Here is an 18,036-nt window from a genome sequence, read left to right as displayed (position 1 = left end):
TTCGGCTGACAGAGCCCCCGACAACCCACAGAAACCACGGCAAACGTGATACGTTTACGCACCTCAGGGGCGTCCGGTGGAGGCCTGCCCAGGAGGGGTGACGAGGGGGATCCGATGGCCGGTGAGTTGCCGCCGAGCAAATTTGGTGCTGGTACCACCTACGGCGATTCGGGGCGTTCCTACCCGCCACCGCAGGCAGCATCGCCTCCTCCCCCGCCTCCGCCTCCGCCTCCACCGTCGTACGCACCTGCCCCAGATCCCTACGCGACGACCGGGTACGCCACGGCGCCGCCTCCTACGTCATCTTCGGCACCGCAGTATTCCGCTCCGCCGGCGTACTCCTACCCAGCGGCAACAGGGGCAGCACCTGCGGCGCGGGGCGCGGGCGGTGGCACCGCCGCGATCGCCGCGGCCATTCTGGGCTTGATCGGTGCTATCTGGTACGGCGTCGACGTCGTGCGAAGCTGGGACGACATCGACTACCTGTTCAAATCACTCGACGGCCTATCGAACCTGGGCGTGTCTGGCTCTGTCGCCTTCTGGGCCTACGGAGCCATCGCCGCGGTCATCGCGGAGTTCGCATTCGTTGTCCTGCTTCTACTGGGCGGAATCCTGTTGTTGGCCCGCAGTTCCGCAGGCAGGGTGATGGTGGTGCTCGGCAGCCTGCTGGTGATCGCGACCAACATCTATTGGATACTTGCCGCATTCAAGGCCGTCGACTGGTTGAACTCGTTTGCCGGTAGCGCCGAAGTCACCGGATCCACAGGTGAATTCCTCGGAAGAGTACTGCTGAACGCCGGTCTGCCTGCTCTACTCGGCCTCGTCACGCTCATCCTCGCGATGACGGCTTCGGCGAAGCGCTGGTGCCAGCGCGTCACAGCAGTGACGTATTGACCAAGCCGACCGTGTCCATGAGAGTCGCAGTCGCAGAATCGCTTTGAGCGGAAACCCCTGAGGAGGGCACCGTGACATTCCCCCAACAGCCGTGGCAGCCAAAGGGACAGGGATCGGGGCAGCAACCCGGCCAGTATCCCAACGTTCCCGGGGCGAACATCCCAAACCCGGGATGGCCTCAATACCCGCCAGGGCCGACCCAGCCGCGCATCAACTTCGGCGCGCTGGACCAGACAAAGCTCGCCGCAGTGGCGGTGGCCGTCTCGGCGGCCATCGTCCTACTTGCCTCGCTGTTCTCGTTGTACAGCGTCGTCGTGACGCCGTCGGGGGCAGCGGTCAGAGGTAATGACGCTCCCGCAGGCACAGTCGAGGTCGGCATCGGATTCTTCGACGTCGTGCCTTTTCCTGCCCCGGTAGTCGCGACTGCCATCCCCCTGTTGATGTTGCTGGCCGGGCTGACAGCCGTACCGACAATTCTCGGTGGCGTCTCCAAAATCACCGGGTTGCCCGCGGTGTTCGCCGGTACCGCAGCACTATTGGCGATAGTGCTGGCGATCAGCAATCCGCTGCCGTCAGTCAGCTTGAGTGGCCAAATCGCCTCGGAGCTCAGCCAAAACGTCGGCGGGCAGTCCTTGGGCCAGCTGATCGACTCCGTGGTCTCGGTGTCGCCGGGCTCAGGTCTGATCACGTCAGCACTGTTCGGGGTGATCGGCTGGGCCGCCGCAGTAGTGATGTTGCTCCGCCGGACGCCGCCCGCACAGGCTCCCCCGCCTTCGGCCGGCCCTCCCCCCACCAATCCGTATGCACCACCTCAGCCAAATGTGCCGCCGCGGTGGTGAATCCGGCCTACTACGGCCCCCCACCGCCTGGGTACCCGCCGCCACAGCGCGTGCAGTGGGGCAGCTACGTACCGTTCTTGGTGGGCGCGTTCGCGATCATCGGTCTGGCCGCCACGCTACTGCCGATGTGGTCGGTGACCCTCGATCCGGCTGACTATGGTTTCAACAGATACGAATTCGATATCGACGAGGGCCTCGTGGTCGATTCAATCCGTGGTTCGGCATCAGTCAACATCGGTTTCTACGACTGGATCATGTCCGCCGCACCGGTGGCCGCGGTGATGCCCATTGCCTTTGCCCTCGCGCTCGCCATTTCAGTGACGCTGCTACTCAAGGGTGACGACGCCAACCTCTGGGGCGCGGTGTCTGCCTTCGCCTTGTGCGCCATCGTCGTCGTGGCGGCTACGGCGGTGCGGCCGCAGACGCAGCATGCGGTGACCGGCCCCTTGGCACTCGAGCTCAATCAGACCGACCTTTCGTCGCTGAATCAGCCGGCACCGATGGATGTTGCCGTCGGGGCGGGCCTGGTGACGGCGATGCTCGCTCTCGTAGCGATCTGTGCACTCAGTGGTTGGCTATACGTGACGCACCGGCGCGCCGGCACGCCCTGACGGATTGAGCTGGCGCCCTGACGAATTGCTGTGCGGACCCCGCCCCTTTATGAATGGCACCGCAGGTCAGTAGACGTACACCACCGCGTCATTACCGCCCCGGCAGGTCAACACCATCTCGACCGCGCATGTCATCGGATACCACTTCTTGGTCACCGGACTGAACGCATCCACCCTCGCTGGTGTGGCCTGGCGCGTGTTGTTCACCGCGTCGCGAACACTGATGGCGAATGGGCATGACGTGATCTCTGTGCCTCTTGCGGCATTGCGGTACATCCCCATGCCATTGCCGCTGCACGGCTTCGCGTCGGCAGGGGGTGCGCTGGGCGCTCGAACCGTACTTATCACCGTGGACCACGTCGTGGTGGACGATACCGTCGAGCCCGTGTCGAAATCATCCGGCGACGATGACGCCGGAGTGGTAGGGGCAGCACGGTCCTTTCCGGATGGAATCAGGAAGACCAGCAGCAGCCCGATCAACGCGACAGCCGCGATGCCGACCACGATGACGAGGTTTCGGTTACTCCCGCCGCCGGAGCCCGTTGGGTAAGGCACCGCAGCCGGTCCCGCCGGGTACGGCACCGCAGCCGGTCCCGTCGGGTACGGCACCGCAGTCGGCGCCAGCTGCTGTGTCGGCGGCGTGTACGGGGAAGAATCAACCCGGTACACCACCTGGTTTGCCCTGGCGCCGACGGAACCTGAGGAGTATGCCGCCCGCGCACTACGCCGCGCGACGCGCTGGTCATCGATCGCACACCACGGGCACGGCTGCGCATCCACCGGAATCTGGTGGCCGCGTGGGCATGTCCCCATCCGCAGGCTCAGCAGGGCGGCCCGCCACTCTTGCGCTGTCGGACGGGCATCGGGATTCCGGGCGCCGTCAGTGAAAGCGCGGACGAATAGGTGTTGGATACCGTGAGGCAGAAAACTCACCGGAGGAGCCAGCGGATGCGTATGTAGCACCGACCCCGGTCCGCCCGCCCACTGCCCAGATGCTGCCAGCGTCAATGCATCCGGCTGTTCGCCGACGCCGGTCCATTCACCCCTGAGGAAGGGATGGTTCCCAGCCATCAGCAGTAGGTGGATGTGAACAGCCAGCGCGAACAGATCCGACGGCTTGCTCCGCGCGGTGGTGGCCAGGTCAACTCCTGACAACTCCGGTGCGGTGAATTCGGGCCGGGCGACACCGCACGGGAACTGCCGTCCAGCTTCGTCGGTGAACTGCATTGAGTCGCAGTCGACCAATGTGACCCGGGTGGTGTCGTTGACAAGAATGTTGCGTTCCTGGAAATCACCGATGACGGCATTGACCAGGTGCACGATCTCTACCGCCAGGCACAGGTTGGCTGCTACGTTCACCAGATGTGACCAGGTGACGTTCGCGGTCCAGATGGGCGCGTTGGGAAGAGGATTGGTCCGATTAGACGGGTTGCTCACCGTGTGGATCTCCACCGCGTTCGAGGTGTCGATACGCGGCATGAGGTACCCCAGCGCGCGAGTGCCATCGCGGATAAGGTCAGTCGGCCAAGTGAGCACAACGAAACCGTCTGATTGCACCGCGCCGTCCGGCGTAGAGGCGATCATCGCCTCTACCTTCGCCAGCTTGATATCCAGGTCTTTCAGATCCGCGTGAAAAACCTTGGCTACGAGTGCAGGATGTCCAACCACTTCATAGATGGTGCCTTCGCCGGCGCTCGCCAGTATCGCTCCACACTGCACCGACGAGCCGTTCAGAGTTGCGAAATTCATGGTGTGCGTGACGATTTTGACTCGAAAGGCACGGTCTCCGCGTCTCCAGCGCGCCGACGCCACCGGGGTCGGCGTTTGTCTGTCATGGGTTCAGTGGCACCACCTTCAGTAGTTGCCCGCGCATTTTCAGCGGCAGACACCGGTGCAGCGGGGGCGGCCGGCGCCGCGGCCGGCGGCGCGGCTGCCTCTTTCGGGGCAGGCGGAGGCGGGGGCGGGGGAATCTGCGTGGGGTGCGGTGGCGCCGGTGAACTCACCTGGCTCCGAAACACGGGGCGCGCGGAGGGATAATAGGCGTCCTCTACCCGTTGCAGTGCGGCAAGAACCATCGTTTTGTCGTCGCCGGTCTGATCGTCTTCAATTCCCCTCAGCAGCGCCGCGAAGTCAGCGGCGCCCGCACCAGATCGCACCCGTTTCCAAGCGCCTTTGAAGAACGGCTCGAACGGCTCCCCGGTGACGATATCGGTGATCTTGTAGCTCATTCCGTCTGTGCTAAGGGCGAATGCCGTCGCACCGGTATGTGCTGAGGTTCGGAACGATTTCTCGAACGCTTCGTCGCTGTGGATGAACCACGTCGCGTTGGCGTACTCGTCCTTCTCCTCAATGAGGTGCGTGGCAATGACATCGGAGCTCTCCGAGGCGATGATGCCATCACCGATCTGGCCCAGTACCAACAACTCCCGTGACGCAAGCGCCACAGACAGCGTGGTGGCGAGAAGCCCGACCGGCAGGCCCATTGCTTCGGCCTGTTTGACCACTTTGTCGCGCGCACGGGTGAACAACCACCGCATCATCGCGTCGGCATCAGAAGCCGTCGCATCCTTGAAGCCCGCGATGAAAGCCGGCTGCGTACACAGGTCGACCACGGTCTGACACGCGGTGTGGGACCCCCACGCCGACGTACCCGACACCGACCCGGCGCCGTCTGCCACCGCCGCCACGATGAAATCGTTGACATGGCAATAGCTGAATGCGTCGTCGCAACCCAGGCCGTTTCGGATGTGTTGACTACCGGTCACAGAGGCGCCGCAGGCCGCCCATTCCCAGCTCGCACCGCGACCATGATCGTTGCGAGAATCCGTCACACGCTGGCCCACCCGCTCAACGGCGGTAGTTTAATCTGCTGCCCGATACCAGCCAATGCCTCGTCGGTGCTCGCGAACTCCGTGGAATTGGACACGTTGCTCAGCGATGCCGAAAGCCATTCGAATAGCTCTTCGTATCTCAGGCCCTCGAGCGGTGCAGGTCCACGTTGCAGTGAAAGTCGCGCCAACTGCTGCCAGTCGACATGCGGGCCCGCGCCCACGGAGAATATAGTGACCCCCCGTGCGGCCTCGGCCGCATTGAGTCGCGCCACGGCCTCGTCGAAACCCTCGGGATTGGCCTGACCGTCGGTCAGCAATAGTATCCACGGGCGGTAGTACTGCAGACCAGCGGCTTTGTACGCCGCCTTGCGATCCTCGATGATGTCGAGCGCCAGATGCACGCCTGCCGCCATGTTGGTGCGACCCGACGCTCTGAACTGAATGGGCTGCAGACCACGGGCCTCCTGCATAGGCACAAGCACCGTCGCCGCCGTCCCGAACGTGACCACCGCAACTTCGACGCGCTTACTCGCCAGCACGTCGTTGTTGAGGAAGTGCGTGAATGACGCGTATCCGCTCTCCAGTGCGGCGATCGGTGCACCTTGCATCGATCCCGACACATCAGCTAACACGACGCAGGACACCCTCGGATCCGGGTTCTCATCGTTGAGCTCAATGGCCCAGTCAGACTGATTCAATTTCAATCCCCTCCACAAGTGCACGGAATGCCGTACGTCGGCGCACAACCTCCGATAGTGCGCAAACCTGGATTTTGTCACGCCGAACAGCAGCCGAGCGTCCGCCGTTCGGCTGACCCTAACCGATTTAGCTGCCGGTTTCACGACGTATGAGCACTGACAATTCGAGCACCAAACAATCGGAGCAACATCGTATGTTTGTACGGTGACCCGTTGCATTCATAGACGACGCCAGCAGAAGCAGGAATGGCGGCAGGTGTGGCACCCGTGACGGGAACTGGTCGCCCTGAGACCTACCAAGTGGACGACGGCCATGACATCAAACTGGGTGGGGTACTGGCGAAAGCGGGCGAAGGAACAATTCATACGGTCGTGGGACGGCCCGACCTGGCGGTCAAGATCTTTCATCCGACACTGAACGGCCTGAGCGAGAAGTTAGAGAAGGTCGTCGCCATGGTTGCGTCACCACCTTCTGGAGCCACCCAAAACGACGGCTTCGCGGTCCTGAGCTGGCCCACCGATGTTGTTCGACAAAGCGACCGGCCGGTCGGCTACGTAATGCCCAGAATCGACACCGAGAACTCTGTCGAAATCCATGCACTGAGCAATCCGTCAAACCGGGCCAACCCACTGGCCAACAGTCCACAGTGGCCGGCCCATGCCACCTGGACCCATCTCCTCACAGTCGCCGCCAATCTGTGTGTGGCAGTGGACGTCGTCCACCACGTCGATGCCGTGGTCGGCGACTTCCAGGAACGCAACATCTTGGTGACCGACACCAGCCGCGTCGCATTGGTCGACTGCGATTCGATGCAGTTCACCGACAAGGATGGGCGAGTATTCACCTGCGCCGTGGGCCGGCCCGACTTCAGCCCGCCGGAACTGCTCGGTCACGATCTCGCCACCACAGTCCGCCGAAAGGATTCGGATCTCTTCGCCCTTGCGATCCACATCTACCTGCTCCTCATGGCGGGCAATCATCCGTTTCTCCGGGGGAACTGGCTGGGGCAGGGCGAGCAACCTGGCGTCATGGAACTGGCCAACACCGGCGACTGGGCAGGCGGGCGCAATTCGCGACTCCAGACCCATCGGTTGGCACCGCCAGTCACGTACCTTCCGAGCACGATAGTAAGGCTCTTCGCGAAGGCGTTCACCGTCGGATCCACCCGGCCCAGTGCGCGGCCGACTGCGGCCGAATGGCATACGGCGTTGCTCGACATCAAAGTCGACAAGTGCCCGCGTGATGCACACCAGGTTCCTGTCGATACCGAGGTCTGCCCATGGTGCACGATCGATGACGAACGCGGCCGCCAGCGGAAGTCCTCCCCGCTGAAACACCAGACCGTCCACCAAATCGTGACACCGTCGCCCCCACAGCCACACACCTTGTCGACGCCGCGGCCGACGCCGAAAACTCTGCCCAGCACCGTCCCTCAGAGGATTCCTGCCCCGTCTGTCCACTCCACCAAGAAGAGTCCTCCACCGTTCAGATCCACAACCACACCTAGACCCAAACCCGACCCGCGCCTGTCAAACGGCCTGAGCGACGAATTCGGCAGAAGTCTCTACCGCCTGTTTCTGCTCATTGGCATACCCGCAGCGGTGCTGATTGTCATCATGGTCGGATGGATCGTGGTCTACACCATTCATCGACTATGACCACAAGCAAGGTGTCAGCCGAACGGATGACGGACCACCAGCAACCGAGATGACAGCATTTGCACTGATCGTGTTTCACGCACCCTCACCCATAGAAGGGGCATATCGGGTGAATCGTCGTCGGTTCGTCCGCAGTGCCACCCGCCCACGGATTGCGGCGACCCCGCACTCTTCCCTGGGACGCGGTCCGTGCCGTTAGCAAGCGGGGATCGGTATGCCGGCTTCACGATCACCGAATTCGTCGGGTCGGGCGCGAACGGCACCAGCTATCTGGCGATCCGTTCCGACGCCCACCAAGTGTTGCGTCTGAAGATCCTGCGCCGAGGCGCAGCTCCTGACGACGACTTTCGAAAGCGGTTTAGACAGACCAACGAAACACTGTCACGACTTGCCCCGCGTGGCACGCCGCGTGTGATCGACTTCGGCGAATCCGATGGACGGTGCTGGGTAGCAACCGAATTCATCACCGGAACAAACGCCAGGAATCTCCTCAATCAGCGCTTTCCGTCCGGAATCCCACTTAGCAGCCTCTGCGTCATCGCCGATCACATCGCACATGCCCTCGACGAGACCTCTCACCACAGAGTGGTACACGGATCCGTCAAACCGACCAACATTCTTCTCTACGAACCATTTTCGAAAAACTACCGCATCGCAATCAACGACTTCGGTCAGCGGAATCAGAGCACCAGAGCATCTGGTGATGCGTATGCGGCACCCGAGGTGCTGTCTGGCGCGGTTCCCACCAGCCGCGGCGACCAGTTCGCACTGGCCGCAACCATGTTCCACCTGATTACCGGCGGACAGGCATTTCCCGGCGACCGCCGAATCGTCACCACCGCCGGACATCTCGACTTCGATACGCAGGCATTAAGCAGTGCCGCAGCCACCGCCGACGGACTGACGGACATCTTCGCTCGGGCCTTCGCATTTGACCCAGCGGCCCGGTTCACCTCGTGTGGTGAGTTCATCGAGGCTCTGACCTCTCCGTCGTCGGCCAAATCGCTCCCGCCGACCCGGATCCAGGCACCGCGCACTGAACCTGAACCACGCAGAAGGTCGTCGGAGGAGTCCGAGCCAGCGAAAAGACCGGCCGGCCGATCAGTGTGGGTACCCACCGCCGCGATCTTGGCCGTGACTGTGGCACTGACCGTCGCCGCAGTCTTGTTCAGTCACGAGAAGCCAGTGCCGATCCCTGCGGACCCGTCTCCGGCGGCGCCGATTTCCACTGCCGCGGCACCAGTTTCGGCCTGCCATAAACTCGACGAGGCGCTGGCCGGACTGAACACGCGCCAACGACTCGCGCAGACCCTGATGGTCGGTGTCACCGATATCGACGACGCTACGGCCGTGGTCAACGATCAAAGCGTCGGCGGGATCTTCATCACCAGCTGGACCGACCTGAGCATGCTGACCTCGGGGGCCTTACGCGAACTTCAGACCGCGCCGCGACCGATCCCCCTCGCAGTCAGCGTGGACGAGGAAGGAGGTCGCGTTCAGCGATTGAAATCTCTTCTGACCTCTCAGGATTCACCTCGACAATTGGTCGACGAGGGCACCTCGACGCAGGAGGTGCACGACATAGCCTTCGAACGGGGCCGCAAGATGCGCGACTTCGGTATCACCATCGATTTCGCACCGGTGGTCGACGTGACCGGTGCCGCCGACAACACCGTCATCGGTGACCGGTCGTTCAGCAACGTCGCCGAAACCGTGACCGAATATGCCGGCGCCTACGCACAGGGGTTACGCGACGCCGGACTGCTGCCGGTACTCAAGCATTTCCCCGGCCATGGGCGCGCATCGGGAGATTCCCACCAAGGTGGCGTCGTAACACCTCCTCTCGACGATCTGCGGCAGCAGGATCTCGTCCCCTACCAGACACTCACCACCGACCTGCCGGTTGGCGTGATGGTCGGCCACATGCAGGTTCCCGACCTGACCGGCACGGATCCTGCGAGCCTATCCGCGGCGGCGTATTTGCTTCTACGCCAGGGCAATTATGGTGGACCACCCTTCGACGGGCCGATCTTCACCGACGACTTATCGAGCATGGGTGCCATCAATCAGCGCTATGGGGTGGCCGAGGCGGCACTCAAAGCACTGCAAGCCGGCGCGGATACCGCGTTGTGGATCAGCACCGCCCAGGTGCCGGCCGTACTCGATCGCCTTGAGGCGGCCGTCACGGACGGCGAACTCCAGGAAGCCCGTGTCGACGATGCGGTGCGGCACATGGCGGTGACCAAAGATCCTGGACTCGCCTGCACCCGCTGACACCGTCAGGCCTCAGGGGCGCGTCACGGTCGTACCGTCCGGGCCAGCTGTGTCGCTGATGTACTTGGCCAGACAGTTCCATCTGTCGATGTTGTGCACGTCGCACCAACTGTTCGCCGCGGCCGAGTCCCCATACGTCGAGCCCACCACGGTCACCCACCAGTCCGGACCGCTGAAGGTGGTCCAACTCCCCGACCAAACCAGTCGGACGCCGTCATACTGCTGCCGCAGCATCAGATGGTTGCGCAAGATGTCGGGATCGGCATAGGTGATCCCGTCGGTGACCAGCCCCACTTTCTTCGAGCTGAGCTGGGGTATCCAGTGGTTCGCCAGGTTGCTGCGCACAAACGAGTAGTCCGAGTCGGCCAGTTCCCTCAGCGCCGCGCCCGCCACACCGTCCGCCGTCCCATGCGCAGGCGCGGTCGGCTGAACTGCCGTCAAGACCGCCGGACTGTTCGAGCCCCCGCTCGTGTCCTCGGCATATCCCGAAACTTGCACATTGACACTCGATGACACCAATTCTGGTGGTCGCCAGTACATTCCGGCCGGAAAGACGAAGCGTTGCGTCATGCTGCCATCGACGGAGATCGGCTGCGCGGTGAGATTGAAGATCCCCGCTGCCACGTCCTTCGCGCCGTCAGACACCGCGACCTGAACGTTGGCTCCGGAAAGTTCCAAGCCAGCATCACAGTTCGACCGCACAGGAACGTCGACAGCCAGTCCCGCCGGAGTCAGGCTGAGCGATCCTTGACCGAAAGTCACTGCGCTGGTGCAGATCTCGCTTGAATCTGGGCGAGAGCCACTACCGCCAGGACCTGCGCTGGTCGTTGTATCACCTGAGTCTGACCCCCCCAATGTCAGAATCAGTGCCACCACTGTGGCGACCACAACACCCACGGCACCCAGACCAATCAGAAGGTTCCTGTTACCCGGACCGGGTGCAGAACCTGCCAGCATGGGGTCCCGCGGGGGCAGATAGGGAATCGCGGCCGGAGGGCTTTGGGCAATCACCGGCATTGCTCGCTGCGGGATCGACATCTGCCCACTTCGGCGTACTGCACGGATATCGTCGATCGCGCACCAAGGACACTGTTCTGTCTCGATGGGTAGCTGGTGCCCGCGCGGGCACGTTCGGACGCGAAGGACCTGCAGGTGGTGTCGCCACTCAGCCGCAGACGGGCGAAGGTGGGGGTCGCGCGCGCCATCGGTGAACGCCCGCACGAACAGACGCTCTATCTCCGGAGGCAGGAACGACGGTGGCGGCGCCACTTCATGGGTATGAAACTTCGACCCCGGCCCGCCTGCCCACTGTCCGGCCGCGGCCAGGGTGAGCGCGTCAGGTTGTTCACCGCCTCCAGTCCAGTTGCCTCGCATGAACGGGTGGTTGCCACCCATGAGGAGGAGATGCACATGCACAGCAAGCGCGAAAAGGTCCGAAGGCTGTTCACGTGCCACGCGCGCGAGGTTGAGCCGCGCGAGCTCAGGCGCGGTGAATTCGGGTCGCCCTACGCCGCACAGGAACTGATGTCCCGAGTCATCGGTGAACTGCATGGAATCGCAGTCGACCAACGAAACCCGAGTCGTGTCGTTGACCAGAATGTTGCGTTCCTGAAAGTCGCCGATCACGGCATCGACGCGGTGCACCGTCTCAACCGCCAGGCACAGGTTCGCCGCGATATTGACCAAGTGGTGCCACGTCACGTGCGGTGTCCACTGCGGGGCCGAAGGAAGCGGGCTGGCCCGGTTGGACGGATTGCTGACTGTGTGGATCTCAACAGCGTTGGCGGTGTCGACCCGAGGCATGACGTACCCAGCTACGCCGTCATCGCCAACGACGGTGTGGAGGGGCCATGTCAGCACGACGAACCCGTCTGATTCCATCGCCCCCTGGGGCTGCGACGTAGTCATCGCGACGACTTTGGCGCGTTTGGCGGCAAGGTCTTTCAAGTCGGTGTGGAAGATTTTCGCGACCCAGCCACCACGGTCGACAACCTCGTAGATGGTGCCCTCACCGGCTCGCGCCAACACCGCACCAAGCTGGATAACTGCACCGTTGTCGAGCCGCAGCACCGCGCTACCTTCTCCTCGTCGCCAGCAACAGGCACTCAGTGCACCAGCAGGCCTGCATCTTCACACGAACAGTTGGTCGTCACTATCCCTCGTTCGGCGGACACCAAATGGAGCACTCTATGGATTCTCCACATTGCCAACCCCTTATCAGGCGCTCGGACATTGGCCGCCGCCCAACTGGTCGAGGTGATCCTGTAGCCATCCGGTGAGACTGTCCAACGCCGCGGTACCGCCTTCGAAGGTCCCGGAGTCGGCCACGGCTGCAATCGCGACTGCGACCTTGCCCGTCGCCGTCGGTATGACTCCGTACTGGCGAACCAGGTAAAGCCCGTCAGTTCCTGGACCCCATCCGCCCTTGAACTGAGCGCCGTCGATCCCGCCGATTCCCCACCGCTGCCCTGAGGTGATCTGCCCCATCAAATCCAGCACCGGCTTCGAACGAGAGTCGCATGCGATATGGCCGAGGAAACGCACCTGATCGGCCAGTGACCAGTCGGTCTGACCGAAGATAGAAAATCCTGATCGCCTTAAAGCGCTGGGGACATCTGTTTGGGGATCGCCGGCCGCGGCGAGGATCGATTCGACCTTGCTCGCCGCCGCTTCGCCGCCGCCGAGTTCCTCCCACATCGACTCCGCGGCTGCATTATCCGACGCGGTGATAGCTGACTGCATAGCCGCACTGACCGATCCCAACTCGTCGAGCACCGCCAGAGCCAATGGCACCTTAATCGTGGACCACGCGGGCAGGCTGGACCATTCACCGAAGGTCTGCACCTGGCCAGGCTCGCCCAAAGGCGCGAAGGCCAAGCCGACATCAGCGCCGATGTTTTGCGCAAATTCGTCGAATGACAAGGCCAACCCATTATCAGCCGGTGCTGCCGGGATCACTGTTGGCGAGGGCCGAGAGGGTGCCGGGATGGCAGTCGAATCGGTTGCCGTGGGCGATGCCGAAGCGACTGGGATATTCGCGGCAAAACGACGCCATGCCACAACACCGCCCACGGCGGCGACAGTCACGACAACGAGCACACAGATGGCGATCTTCAAGCGTGCGTTCGACTCCCGAGGACGTCGATGGTTCGCGGGCGGGGCCTGGCGCATGGACATCATGTGAGACTACTGGGAATTGCTCGCCAAACCCGACCTGTTAACTGGCCTTTCGCAGGGTGGCACCCAGTAGCGGATCGGCAACGTCGGGAATCATGGAATGCGCGGTGGCTGGTTGGGATCCCCAACGTTGAGTGTGTAGCAATTCGACCCACCGAATCCCAACCCCTGGCCGCGGTCGCAGCGGGTGTAGTAGCCCACCGGATCGACGGGGCCATCGCAACGTTCTCCGCCGCCGAAGATGCCGATGAAAACGCTTTGACAGCCGGCGGATGCTGGTGGCGCGAATTGAATTCCGCCGAATGCGAGCACCGCCGTGGCTACCGGAACGATGAACTTCTTCATTTGCATTTCCTTTCCTTGTTCGCCTTTTCGGGCGCACGAGTACACGGGTGTTATTCCCGCGATGAATTGATGTGCCATCCGATAAGTGAGAACGAAGCGCCACAAAAGACCTGATGGAGTCCGATTTCAACCGCGAGTTGATATCAGCTGTGCGACGTTTTCACAACGGGAAAGTTACTCCGCGGCGTTTAATTCATAAAGTGCCCTGGCGCCTTATGAGACGTTCGGACGACATATGAATTAGGTGATTAATACGTTGGGACTACACGGTTTAATTCGCTTTTGTCACACGCGAACCACCCGTAACACCCGAAGTGGCGGCATAGCCTGAGCGCGGTCGGGACAGCACGCAAACGGGTGGGACTGCACAACTGGAGCAGCCGAACTCCACGCATCGATGGGCCCTGCGGGTGACCACGGCGTGTTGAATCCGCGCGAGACCGAATACGGATGTGAGTGACTACAGCTGCGACGTGGGCGATGGCATGATCGACAACTACTCCGTCGACGGCCGAACAATGATTAGCGTCCCCGATACTGCGGTGCTAGTTAATGTGAAACGAGTTTCGCTCACTTCTGCCGTGCAAGCCTCTGCTTCAGCGCCAGCTCCTACCGCGTCCGCATCAGCGCCTACGGCGTCAGCACCCGCTGGCCCGTCGTCAGGCGCAAGCGGGGTCCTCCCGGCGGCTGCAACGCCGTGTCCTGGCACGCGGACAGTCCAGTTTTGCCAACCCGGGTCCTTTTGCCGAGGCAGTCCGTATTGCGTACGGAGCCAGCGGGCCTCCGAGTCAGGCCCCTCGGCAGATCACGGCGGACAGCCCCGTTACCAGTGACAGCTACGCCGTCACCTGTGCTGCCAACGGTGGATGGGTCACCTGCACTGGCGGCGACTTCGCCATCATCTATCTCTACCAATGGCTCGAGTAACACCGCAGCGGGGTCAGTACCCCGGCTGGGTCGCCTGCCCGTTGATACGCTGACGCGATGCGTCATGAGGTGGGCACACGCCGGGCAACGGCACGCGCATTGTTTCAGACGGGCGCGTTGTTGCTGGCAGTTGTCTCCTCGCTTGCTTCAACCGCTTCGGCATCTGCCGCGGCAGGTATTGCTGGTATGACCGTCTTTCTGGATCCGGGTCACAGCGGCGCCAACGATGAGTCGATCACGCGGCAAGTGCCCAACGGACGTGGCGGCGAAAAGAATTGCGGGACTACGGGTACCAGCACCAACGATGGCTATCCCGAGCACACTTTGAACTGGGAGGTTGTGCTTCAGGTGCGTGACGCACTTGAACAGATGGGCGTTCATACGCAGCTCTCCCGGCCCGACGACAGTGGAACCGGACCTTGCATTGACGCACGCGCTGCGCAGGCAAACGCTATGCACCCAGACGCGATCGTGAGCATCCACGCCGACGGCGGACCTTCATCTGGGCGGGGATTTCACGTGAACTACTCAGCGCCTCCTCTTAATGATGTGCAGGCGGGCCCCGCTGTACAGCTCGCCACAACCATGCGGGATACGCTCGCCGCCGCGGGACTCGAAGAAGCCACCTACATCGGGACAGACGGACTTTACGGGCGTTCTGACCTCGCTGGCCTAAACCTTGCTGCCTACCCCGCTGTGCTGGTCGAGCTCGGCAATATGCGTAACAGCGCCGACGCCGCAATGATGGAGAGCGAGGACGGCCGTGCACGCTACGCCTCTGACGTCACCCAGGGCATCGTTGCTTATCTCCAGCAGAAGGTTCCTGCGAGTTAACCCTGGATGATGAGGCTGGCCGACGCCGAAATCCTTATCGCGCCGTTGATCACCCATCATCGTCGCATTGCCGGCGAAGTAAGACCATCTGAAGCGATTTGGCATACGCCAAGATTCGAGGGCGGAATGAGAGATACCCTTCAAGCATATTGGGCTGAGGTAGGGGGACTAGGGGAGTGTTCGACCTCAAAAGACCTTCGCAGGTGCGCGGACGTCGAAGCTCATTACCCGTTATCGCGCTGGCCGTGGTCCTCGGACTGCTCATCGGAACAGCCGCTGTGCGCCTCGCTTCCCCCAACGCGGTTCAGACCACCTCGGTTGCCGCCCCTATTCCTGCGACGAGCACCCCGAGCGGCGCCCAGTGGATCACCGACCCGGAGTCCCATTCGACTGCAAGAGAAACCGTGGTGGCGCCATCTGTTGACGACGGACGAGGGGCTCGAGTTCTCCTTGGTCCTCCACCTCCGCCAAGTGAGTTCGGAGATGGGACCTTTACAGTCTGGACGGACATCAGCCCAGGCACCTATCAGTCAGCGCAGGTGGCGATCAATGCCCCGCCCTGCACCTGGCAACGCTTCTCCGGCCTCGACGGGTCACTCGACGAGCTAATCGCGAGTGGCGCCCCAGAAAGGGGTCGCCAAACTGTTGTCATCAGCCCCACAGACCAGCTGTTCCACTCGCAGGCGTGTGGCCGGTGGGAGAAGGTCAGTTAGGGCTTTCAAGCCTGTAACAGGTTCTCCCGCAAGATTAGTCAAATATCACTTGTCGAGAATCCGCGCCAGACTCACCATCGTCGAGGTTGATCGTGAGGGCAAAGCGACTGCGGTATAGCTTCCGGCCCGGACGACCTTAGGCACAGCTACCGGCGGGCAGAACGTCTAGTTGTTTGGAGATACTTCGCCGCCTACGACGTCCACCACGCCCGGGTGCTCGGGCAGATCGCCCCCAAGACCGGTATCGAACCCCTCGAGAAACTCGTCGCCCACGTCATGACCACCGAACCATACGCCTCAGCCCGGCGGCTGTTCTGGGTCGTCAACAACGGCTCGTCGCACAACGAGCGTGCTCCATCGAACGCATGCAGACCGCCTGGCCGACCGCGACCCTGGTACAACTACCGATCCATGCCTCCTGGCTCAACCAGGTCGAGAACTACTTCTAGATCCTTCAGCGAAAAGCGATCAGCCCCAACGACTTCACCGATCTGGCTCAACTCTCCGAACGCATCCTCGGGTTCCGGCACCGCTACAACACGACCGCGACACCATTTGACTGGACCTCCACCCGAAACGACCTCAACGCACTCCTGCACCGCGTCGACCTCAACGACACCCCTCAAACTCAAACCCCAGCCGCGTGACCCCGACGAACTTACGACCATGACCATTAGCCACGCGAATTCCGCTTGCGGTGAAGTAGACGCGAAAGCCGGGCTCCTACCAGGTCATTGAGGCGAGGCCCCGCCCGGATCACGATCCGTTCGGTCAGCGTCCGGTGAGCGGCACACACACCGTCGTCATGATTTTATCGGCGAAGGTCTGGCGCTTGGCATCCCACAGCGGAAACAGGTAGCCGAGGTAGCAGAACGCACTGTCCAGCACGTGCGCCAGCTGCCGGACGATCGAGAGGCCGAAACCGATGGGCTGGCCGGTCTTCTCGCTGATCACCTTGAACTTCAACATCGACTTGCCGACACTCGAACCCGTTTTTCCCTGACGGTAGCCAAAGTTCCAGATACCGAACGCCAGCGCGGCCACGTAGGTGAGAACGGCGACGATCACCCCCGTCGACGACGGGTCGGACGCGCAGGACACGCTGGAGCCGTAGTCCATGTCGGTCGTCACGCAGGTGTTGTCCCCGGAGGCGACGGCGAAGCCGACACCGATGCCGACCAGGATCAGAATCGGGATGGAGTCGATCAGCGCGGCGAGCACGCGCGTAATCCACGACGTGTAAGCCTCTTTGGGCATTGCAGGCACCGCACCGCCGTACGGCGGCGGGGGCGGTGGGTAGCCCGAATAGGGCGGTGGCGGATAACCACCGGGCGGCGGGGGCGGATAACCACCCGGGGGCGGGGGCGGATAGCCACCCGGGGGCGGGGGCGGGGGCGGGGGCGGCGGATATTCGGTCATGACAGCGGGAGGCAGACGGTCTTGATGATCTTGTCGACCAACGTCTGCCGCTTGGTATCCCACAGGGGGTACAGGTAGGTGACGATGCCGACGATGAAGCAGACGCCGCCGAACACGGCGTAGAGCAGTTCGCGGACCACCGACATCCCGAAACCGATGGGCTGGCCGCTTTCGATGTTGACCACCTTGAACTTCATGATGGACTTACCGATGCTCGAGCCCGTCGTGCCCTGCCGGTAACCCAGATTCCAGATGAGGTAGGCCAACGCGATCACTGCCGACACCACCAGCGCGGCCACCCCCAGCGACGAATTGCCGGTGGCGCAGAATTCGCCCAGGTTGTACTCCGAGGTATCGGTGACACAGGCCGTCTCCTGGGTCGCAGCCTCGATGCCGTAGCCGATGCCCACGATGATGAAGTACGGGATGTAGTCGATAAACCAGGCCAGCACGCGGGTCAGCCATGGTGTGTAGGCATCCTGCGGCAATGCGGGCGGGCCCACCCCGGGCGGCGGGGGTGCATAGCCACCGGCCGACGGTGGCGGCGGCGGATAACTCGCACCTGACGGCGGCGGTGGTGGCGGATACCCCGAGCCCGGCGGCGGCGGGGGCGGCGGGTAGCCATTGCCGGGCGGCGGCGGTGGTGGCGGGGGCGGATAGTTCCCGGGCGGCGGTCCTGGCGGTTGTTCGGTCATGTCGCCTTCCACTCAACGGCTCGTTAGCTGAAGCAGAGCGGCCTTACAGTACCTGAGAACGGCCTTGCCGAGACTTCCAAAACAAAAACTTCACCACGTGGCTATATGGCGGATTCCTCG

At 62.6% G+C, this 18,036-nt stretch carries 15 protein-coding genes and 1 pseudogene; 8 read left to right on the top strand and 8 right to left on the bottom strand.

The annotated features are described in order from the left end of the window. The first annotated feature begins 114 nt into the window (after nt 1-114). The 3 genes from ADBZ9O_RS09545 (at nt 115) to ADBZ9O_RS09535 (ending at nt 2,344) form a co-directional block, all read left to right on the top strand. Nucleotides 115-894, top strand: a complete 780-nt coding sequence (locus ADBZ9O_RS09545) for a hypothetical protein (protein ID WP_526530575.1) — start codon at nt 115-117, stop codon at nt 892-894. A gap of 71 nt (nt 895-965) precedes the next feature. Continuing rightward, nucleotides 966-1,733, top strand: coding sequence for a hypothetical protein (locus ADBZ9O_RS09540; protein ID WP_526530573.1), 768 nt, complete (start codon nt 966-968; stop codon nt 1,731-1,733). After that, complete coding sequence (locus ADBZ9O_RS09535) at nt 1,727-2,344, top strand: hypothetical protein (RefSeq protein WP_526530571.1); 618 nt, start codon at nt 1,727-1,729, stop codon at nt 2,342-2,344. The genes ADBZ9O_RS09540 and ADBZ9O_RS09535 overlap by 7 nt, the downstream gene beginning before the upstream one ends. Nucleotides 2,345-2,410: 66 nt before the next feature. Here ADBZ9O_RS09535 and ADBZ9O_RS09530 read toward each other — a convergent pair whose 3' ends face one another. The 3 genes from ADBZ9O_RS09530 to ADBZ9O_RS09520 are packed head-to-tail and all read right to left on the bottom strand — an operon-like array spanning nt 2,411 to nt 5,873. Next, the gene (locus ADBZ9O_RS09530) at nt 2,411-4,093 is read right to left on the bottom strand and encodes a hypothetical protein (protein WP_526530569.1); all 1,683 of its coding nucleotides are present in this window, start codon (nt 4,091-4,093) and stop codon (nt 2,411-2,413) included. Beyond that, nucleotides 4,090-5,175 (bottom strand): protein phosphatase 2C domain-containing protein, encoded by a 1,086-nt coding sequence (locus tag ADBZ9O_RS09525; protein WP_526530567.1) that lies wholly within the window; start codon nt 5,173-5,175, stop codon nt 4,090-4,092. Before ADBZ9O_RS09525 ends, ADBZ9O_RS09530 begins: the two co-directional genes overlap by 4 nt. Continuing rightward, nucleotides 5,172-5,873, bottom strand: coding sequence for a vWA domain-containing protein (locus tag ADBZ9O_RS09520; RefSeq protein ID WP_526530565.1), 702 nt, complete (start codon nt 5,871-5,873; stop codon nt 5,172-5,174). The genes ADBZ9O_RS09525 and ADBZ9O_RS09520 overlap by 4 nt, the downstream gene beginning before the upstream one ends. A gap of 267 nt (nt 5,874-6,140) precedes the next feature. Between ADBZ9O_RS09520 and ADBZ9O_RS09515 the strand changes: the two genes are divergently transcribed. From ADBZ9O_RS09515 to ADBZ9O_RS09505, 3 genes and pseudogenes are all read left to right on the top strand, one after another. Next, the gene (locus ADBZ9O_RS09515) at nt 6,141-7,532 is read left to right on the top strand and encodes a hypothetical protein (RefSeq protein WP_526530563.1); all 1,392 of its coding nucleotides are present in this window, start codon (nt 6,141-6,143) and stop codon (nt 7,530-7,532) included. A 189-nt stretch (nt 7,533-7,721) separates the two neighbouring features. Next, a pseudogene (locus tag ADBZ9O_RS09510) lies at nt 7,722-8,474 on the top strand (serine/threonine-protein kinase); the annotation flags it as partial. Nucleotides 8,475-8,657: 183 nt separating this feature from the next. Then, nucleotides 8,658-9,806, top strand: coding sequence for a glycoside hydrolase family 3 N-terminal domain-containing protein (locus ADBZ9O_RS09505; protein ID WP_526533001.1), 1,149 nt, complete (start codon nt 8,658-8,660; stop codon nt 9,804-9,806). Nucleotides 9,807-9,818: 12 nt separating this feature from the next. Here ADBZ9O_RS09505 and ADBZ9O_RS09500 read toward each other — a convergent pair whose 3' ends face one another. From ADBZ9O_RS09500 to ADBZ9O_RS09490, 3 genes are all read right to left on the bottom strand, one after another. Continuing rightward, entirely contained in the window at nt 9,819-11,876 is a 2,058-nt protein-coding gene (locus tag ADBZ9O_RS09500) for a hypothetical protein (RefSeq protein WP_526530561.1), read from the bottom strand. A gap of 147 nt (nt 11,877-12,023) precedes the next feature. Next, nucleotides 12,024-12,728 (bottom strand): serine hydrolase, encoded by a 705-nt coding sequence (locus ADBZ9O_RS09495; RefSeq protein ID WP_526530559.1) that lies wholly within the window; start codon nt 12,726-12,728, stop codon nt 12,024-12,026. A 348-nt stretch (nt 12,729-13,076) separates the two neighbouring features. After that, nucleotides 13,077-13,328, bottom strand: a complete 252-nt coding sequence (locus ADBZ9O_RS09490; protein WP_526530557.1) for a CDGP domain-containing protein — start codon at nt 13,326-13,328, stop codon at nt 13,077-13,079. A 984-nt stretch (nt 13,329-14,312) separates the two neighbouring features. On the opposite strand from ADBZ9O_RS09490, the gene ADBZ9O_RS09485 reads away from it, so the two are divergent. Together ADBZ9O_RS09485 and ADBZ9O_RS09480 are read left to right on the top strand one after the other, a co-directional pair. Continuing rightward, nucleotides 14,313-15,089, top strand: a complete 777-nt coding sequence (locus ADBZ9O_RS09485; RefSeq protein WP_526530555.1) for an Rv3717 family N-acetylmuramoyl-L-alanine amidase — start codon at nt 14,313-14,315, stop codon at nt 15,087-15,089. A gap of 176 nt (nt 15,090-15,265) precedes the next feature. Then, nucleotides 15,266-15,802 carry an Rv1352/Rv1906c domain-containing protein gene (locus ADBZ9O_RS09480; RefSeq protein WP_526530553.1) on the top strand — a complete coding sequence of 179 codons (537 nt, stop codon included), beginning with the start codon at nt 15,266-15,268 and terminating at the stop codon, nt 15,800-15,802. Nucleotides 15,803-16,573: 771 nt separating this feature from the next. On the opposite strand, the gene ADBZ9O_RS09475 is transcribed toward ADBZ9O_RS09480, so the two are convergent. Then, nucleotides 16,574-17,221: an Rv1078 family RDD domain-containing protein gene (locus tag ADBZ9O_RS09475; protein WP_526530551.1), complete on the bottom strand. Its 648-nt coding sequence runs from the start codon at nt 17,219-17,221 to the stop codon at nt 16,574-16,576. Further along, on the bottom strand, nt 17,218-17,916 hold the full coding sequence (locus tag ADBZ9O_RS09470; protein WP_526530549.1) for an Rv1078 family RDD domain-containing protein: 699 nt from the start codon (nt 17,914-17,916) through the stop codon (nt 17,218-17,220). The genes ADBZ9O_RS09475 and ADBZ9O_RS09470 overlap by 4 nt, the downstream gene beginning before the upstream one ends. Nucleotides 17,917-18,036 lie beyond the last annotated feature (120 nt).

Source organism: Mycobacterium sp., assembly GCF_965229105.1.
Classification (GTDB): domain Bacteria; phylum Actinomycetota; class Actinomycetes; order Mycobacteriales; family Mycobacteriaceae; genus Mycobacterium.
The sequence above is the reverse complement of the archived record's forward strand: the minus strand, read 5'-3'. Positions and strand labels throughout refer to the sequence as shown.

Bases quoted from the DNA above. Each gene is read 5' to 3' on its own strand.
- ADBZ9O_RS09545 (WP_526530575.1), top strand. From the start codon at position 115: ATGGCCGGTGAGTTGCCGCCGAGCAAATTTGGTGCTGGTACCACCTAC.
- ADBZ9O_RS09530 (WP_526530569.1), bottom strand. From the start codon at position 4,093: ATGAATTTCGCAACTCTGAACGGCTCGTCGGTGCAGTGTGGAGCGATA.
- ADBZ9O_RS09490 (WP_526530557.1), bottom strand. From the start codon at position 13,328: ATGAAGAAGTTCATCGTTCCGGTAGCCACGGCGGTGCTCGCATTCGGC.
- ADBZ9O_RS09485 (WP_526530555.1), top strand. From the start codon at position 14,313: ATGCGTCATGAGGTGGGCACACGCCGGGCAACGGCACGCGCATTGTTT.
- ADBZ9O_RS09475 (WP_526530551.1), bottom strand. From the start codon at position 17,221: ATGACCGAATATCCGCCGCCCCCGCCCCCGCCCCCGCCCCCGGGTGGC.
- ADBZ9O_RS09470 (WP_526530549.1), bottom strand. From the start codon at position 17,916: ATGACCGAACAACCGCCAGGACCGCCGCCCGGGAACTATCCGCCCCCG.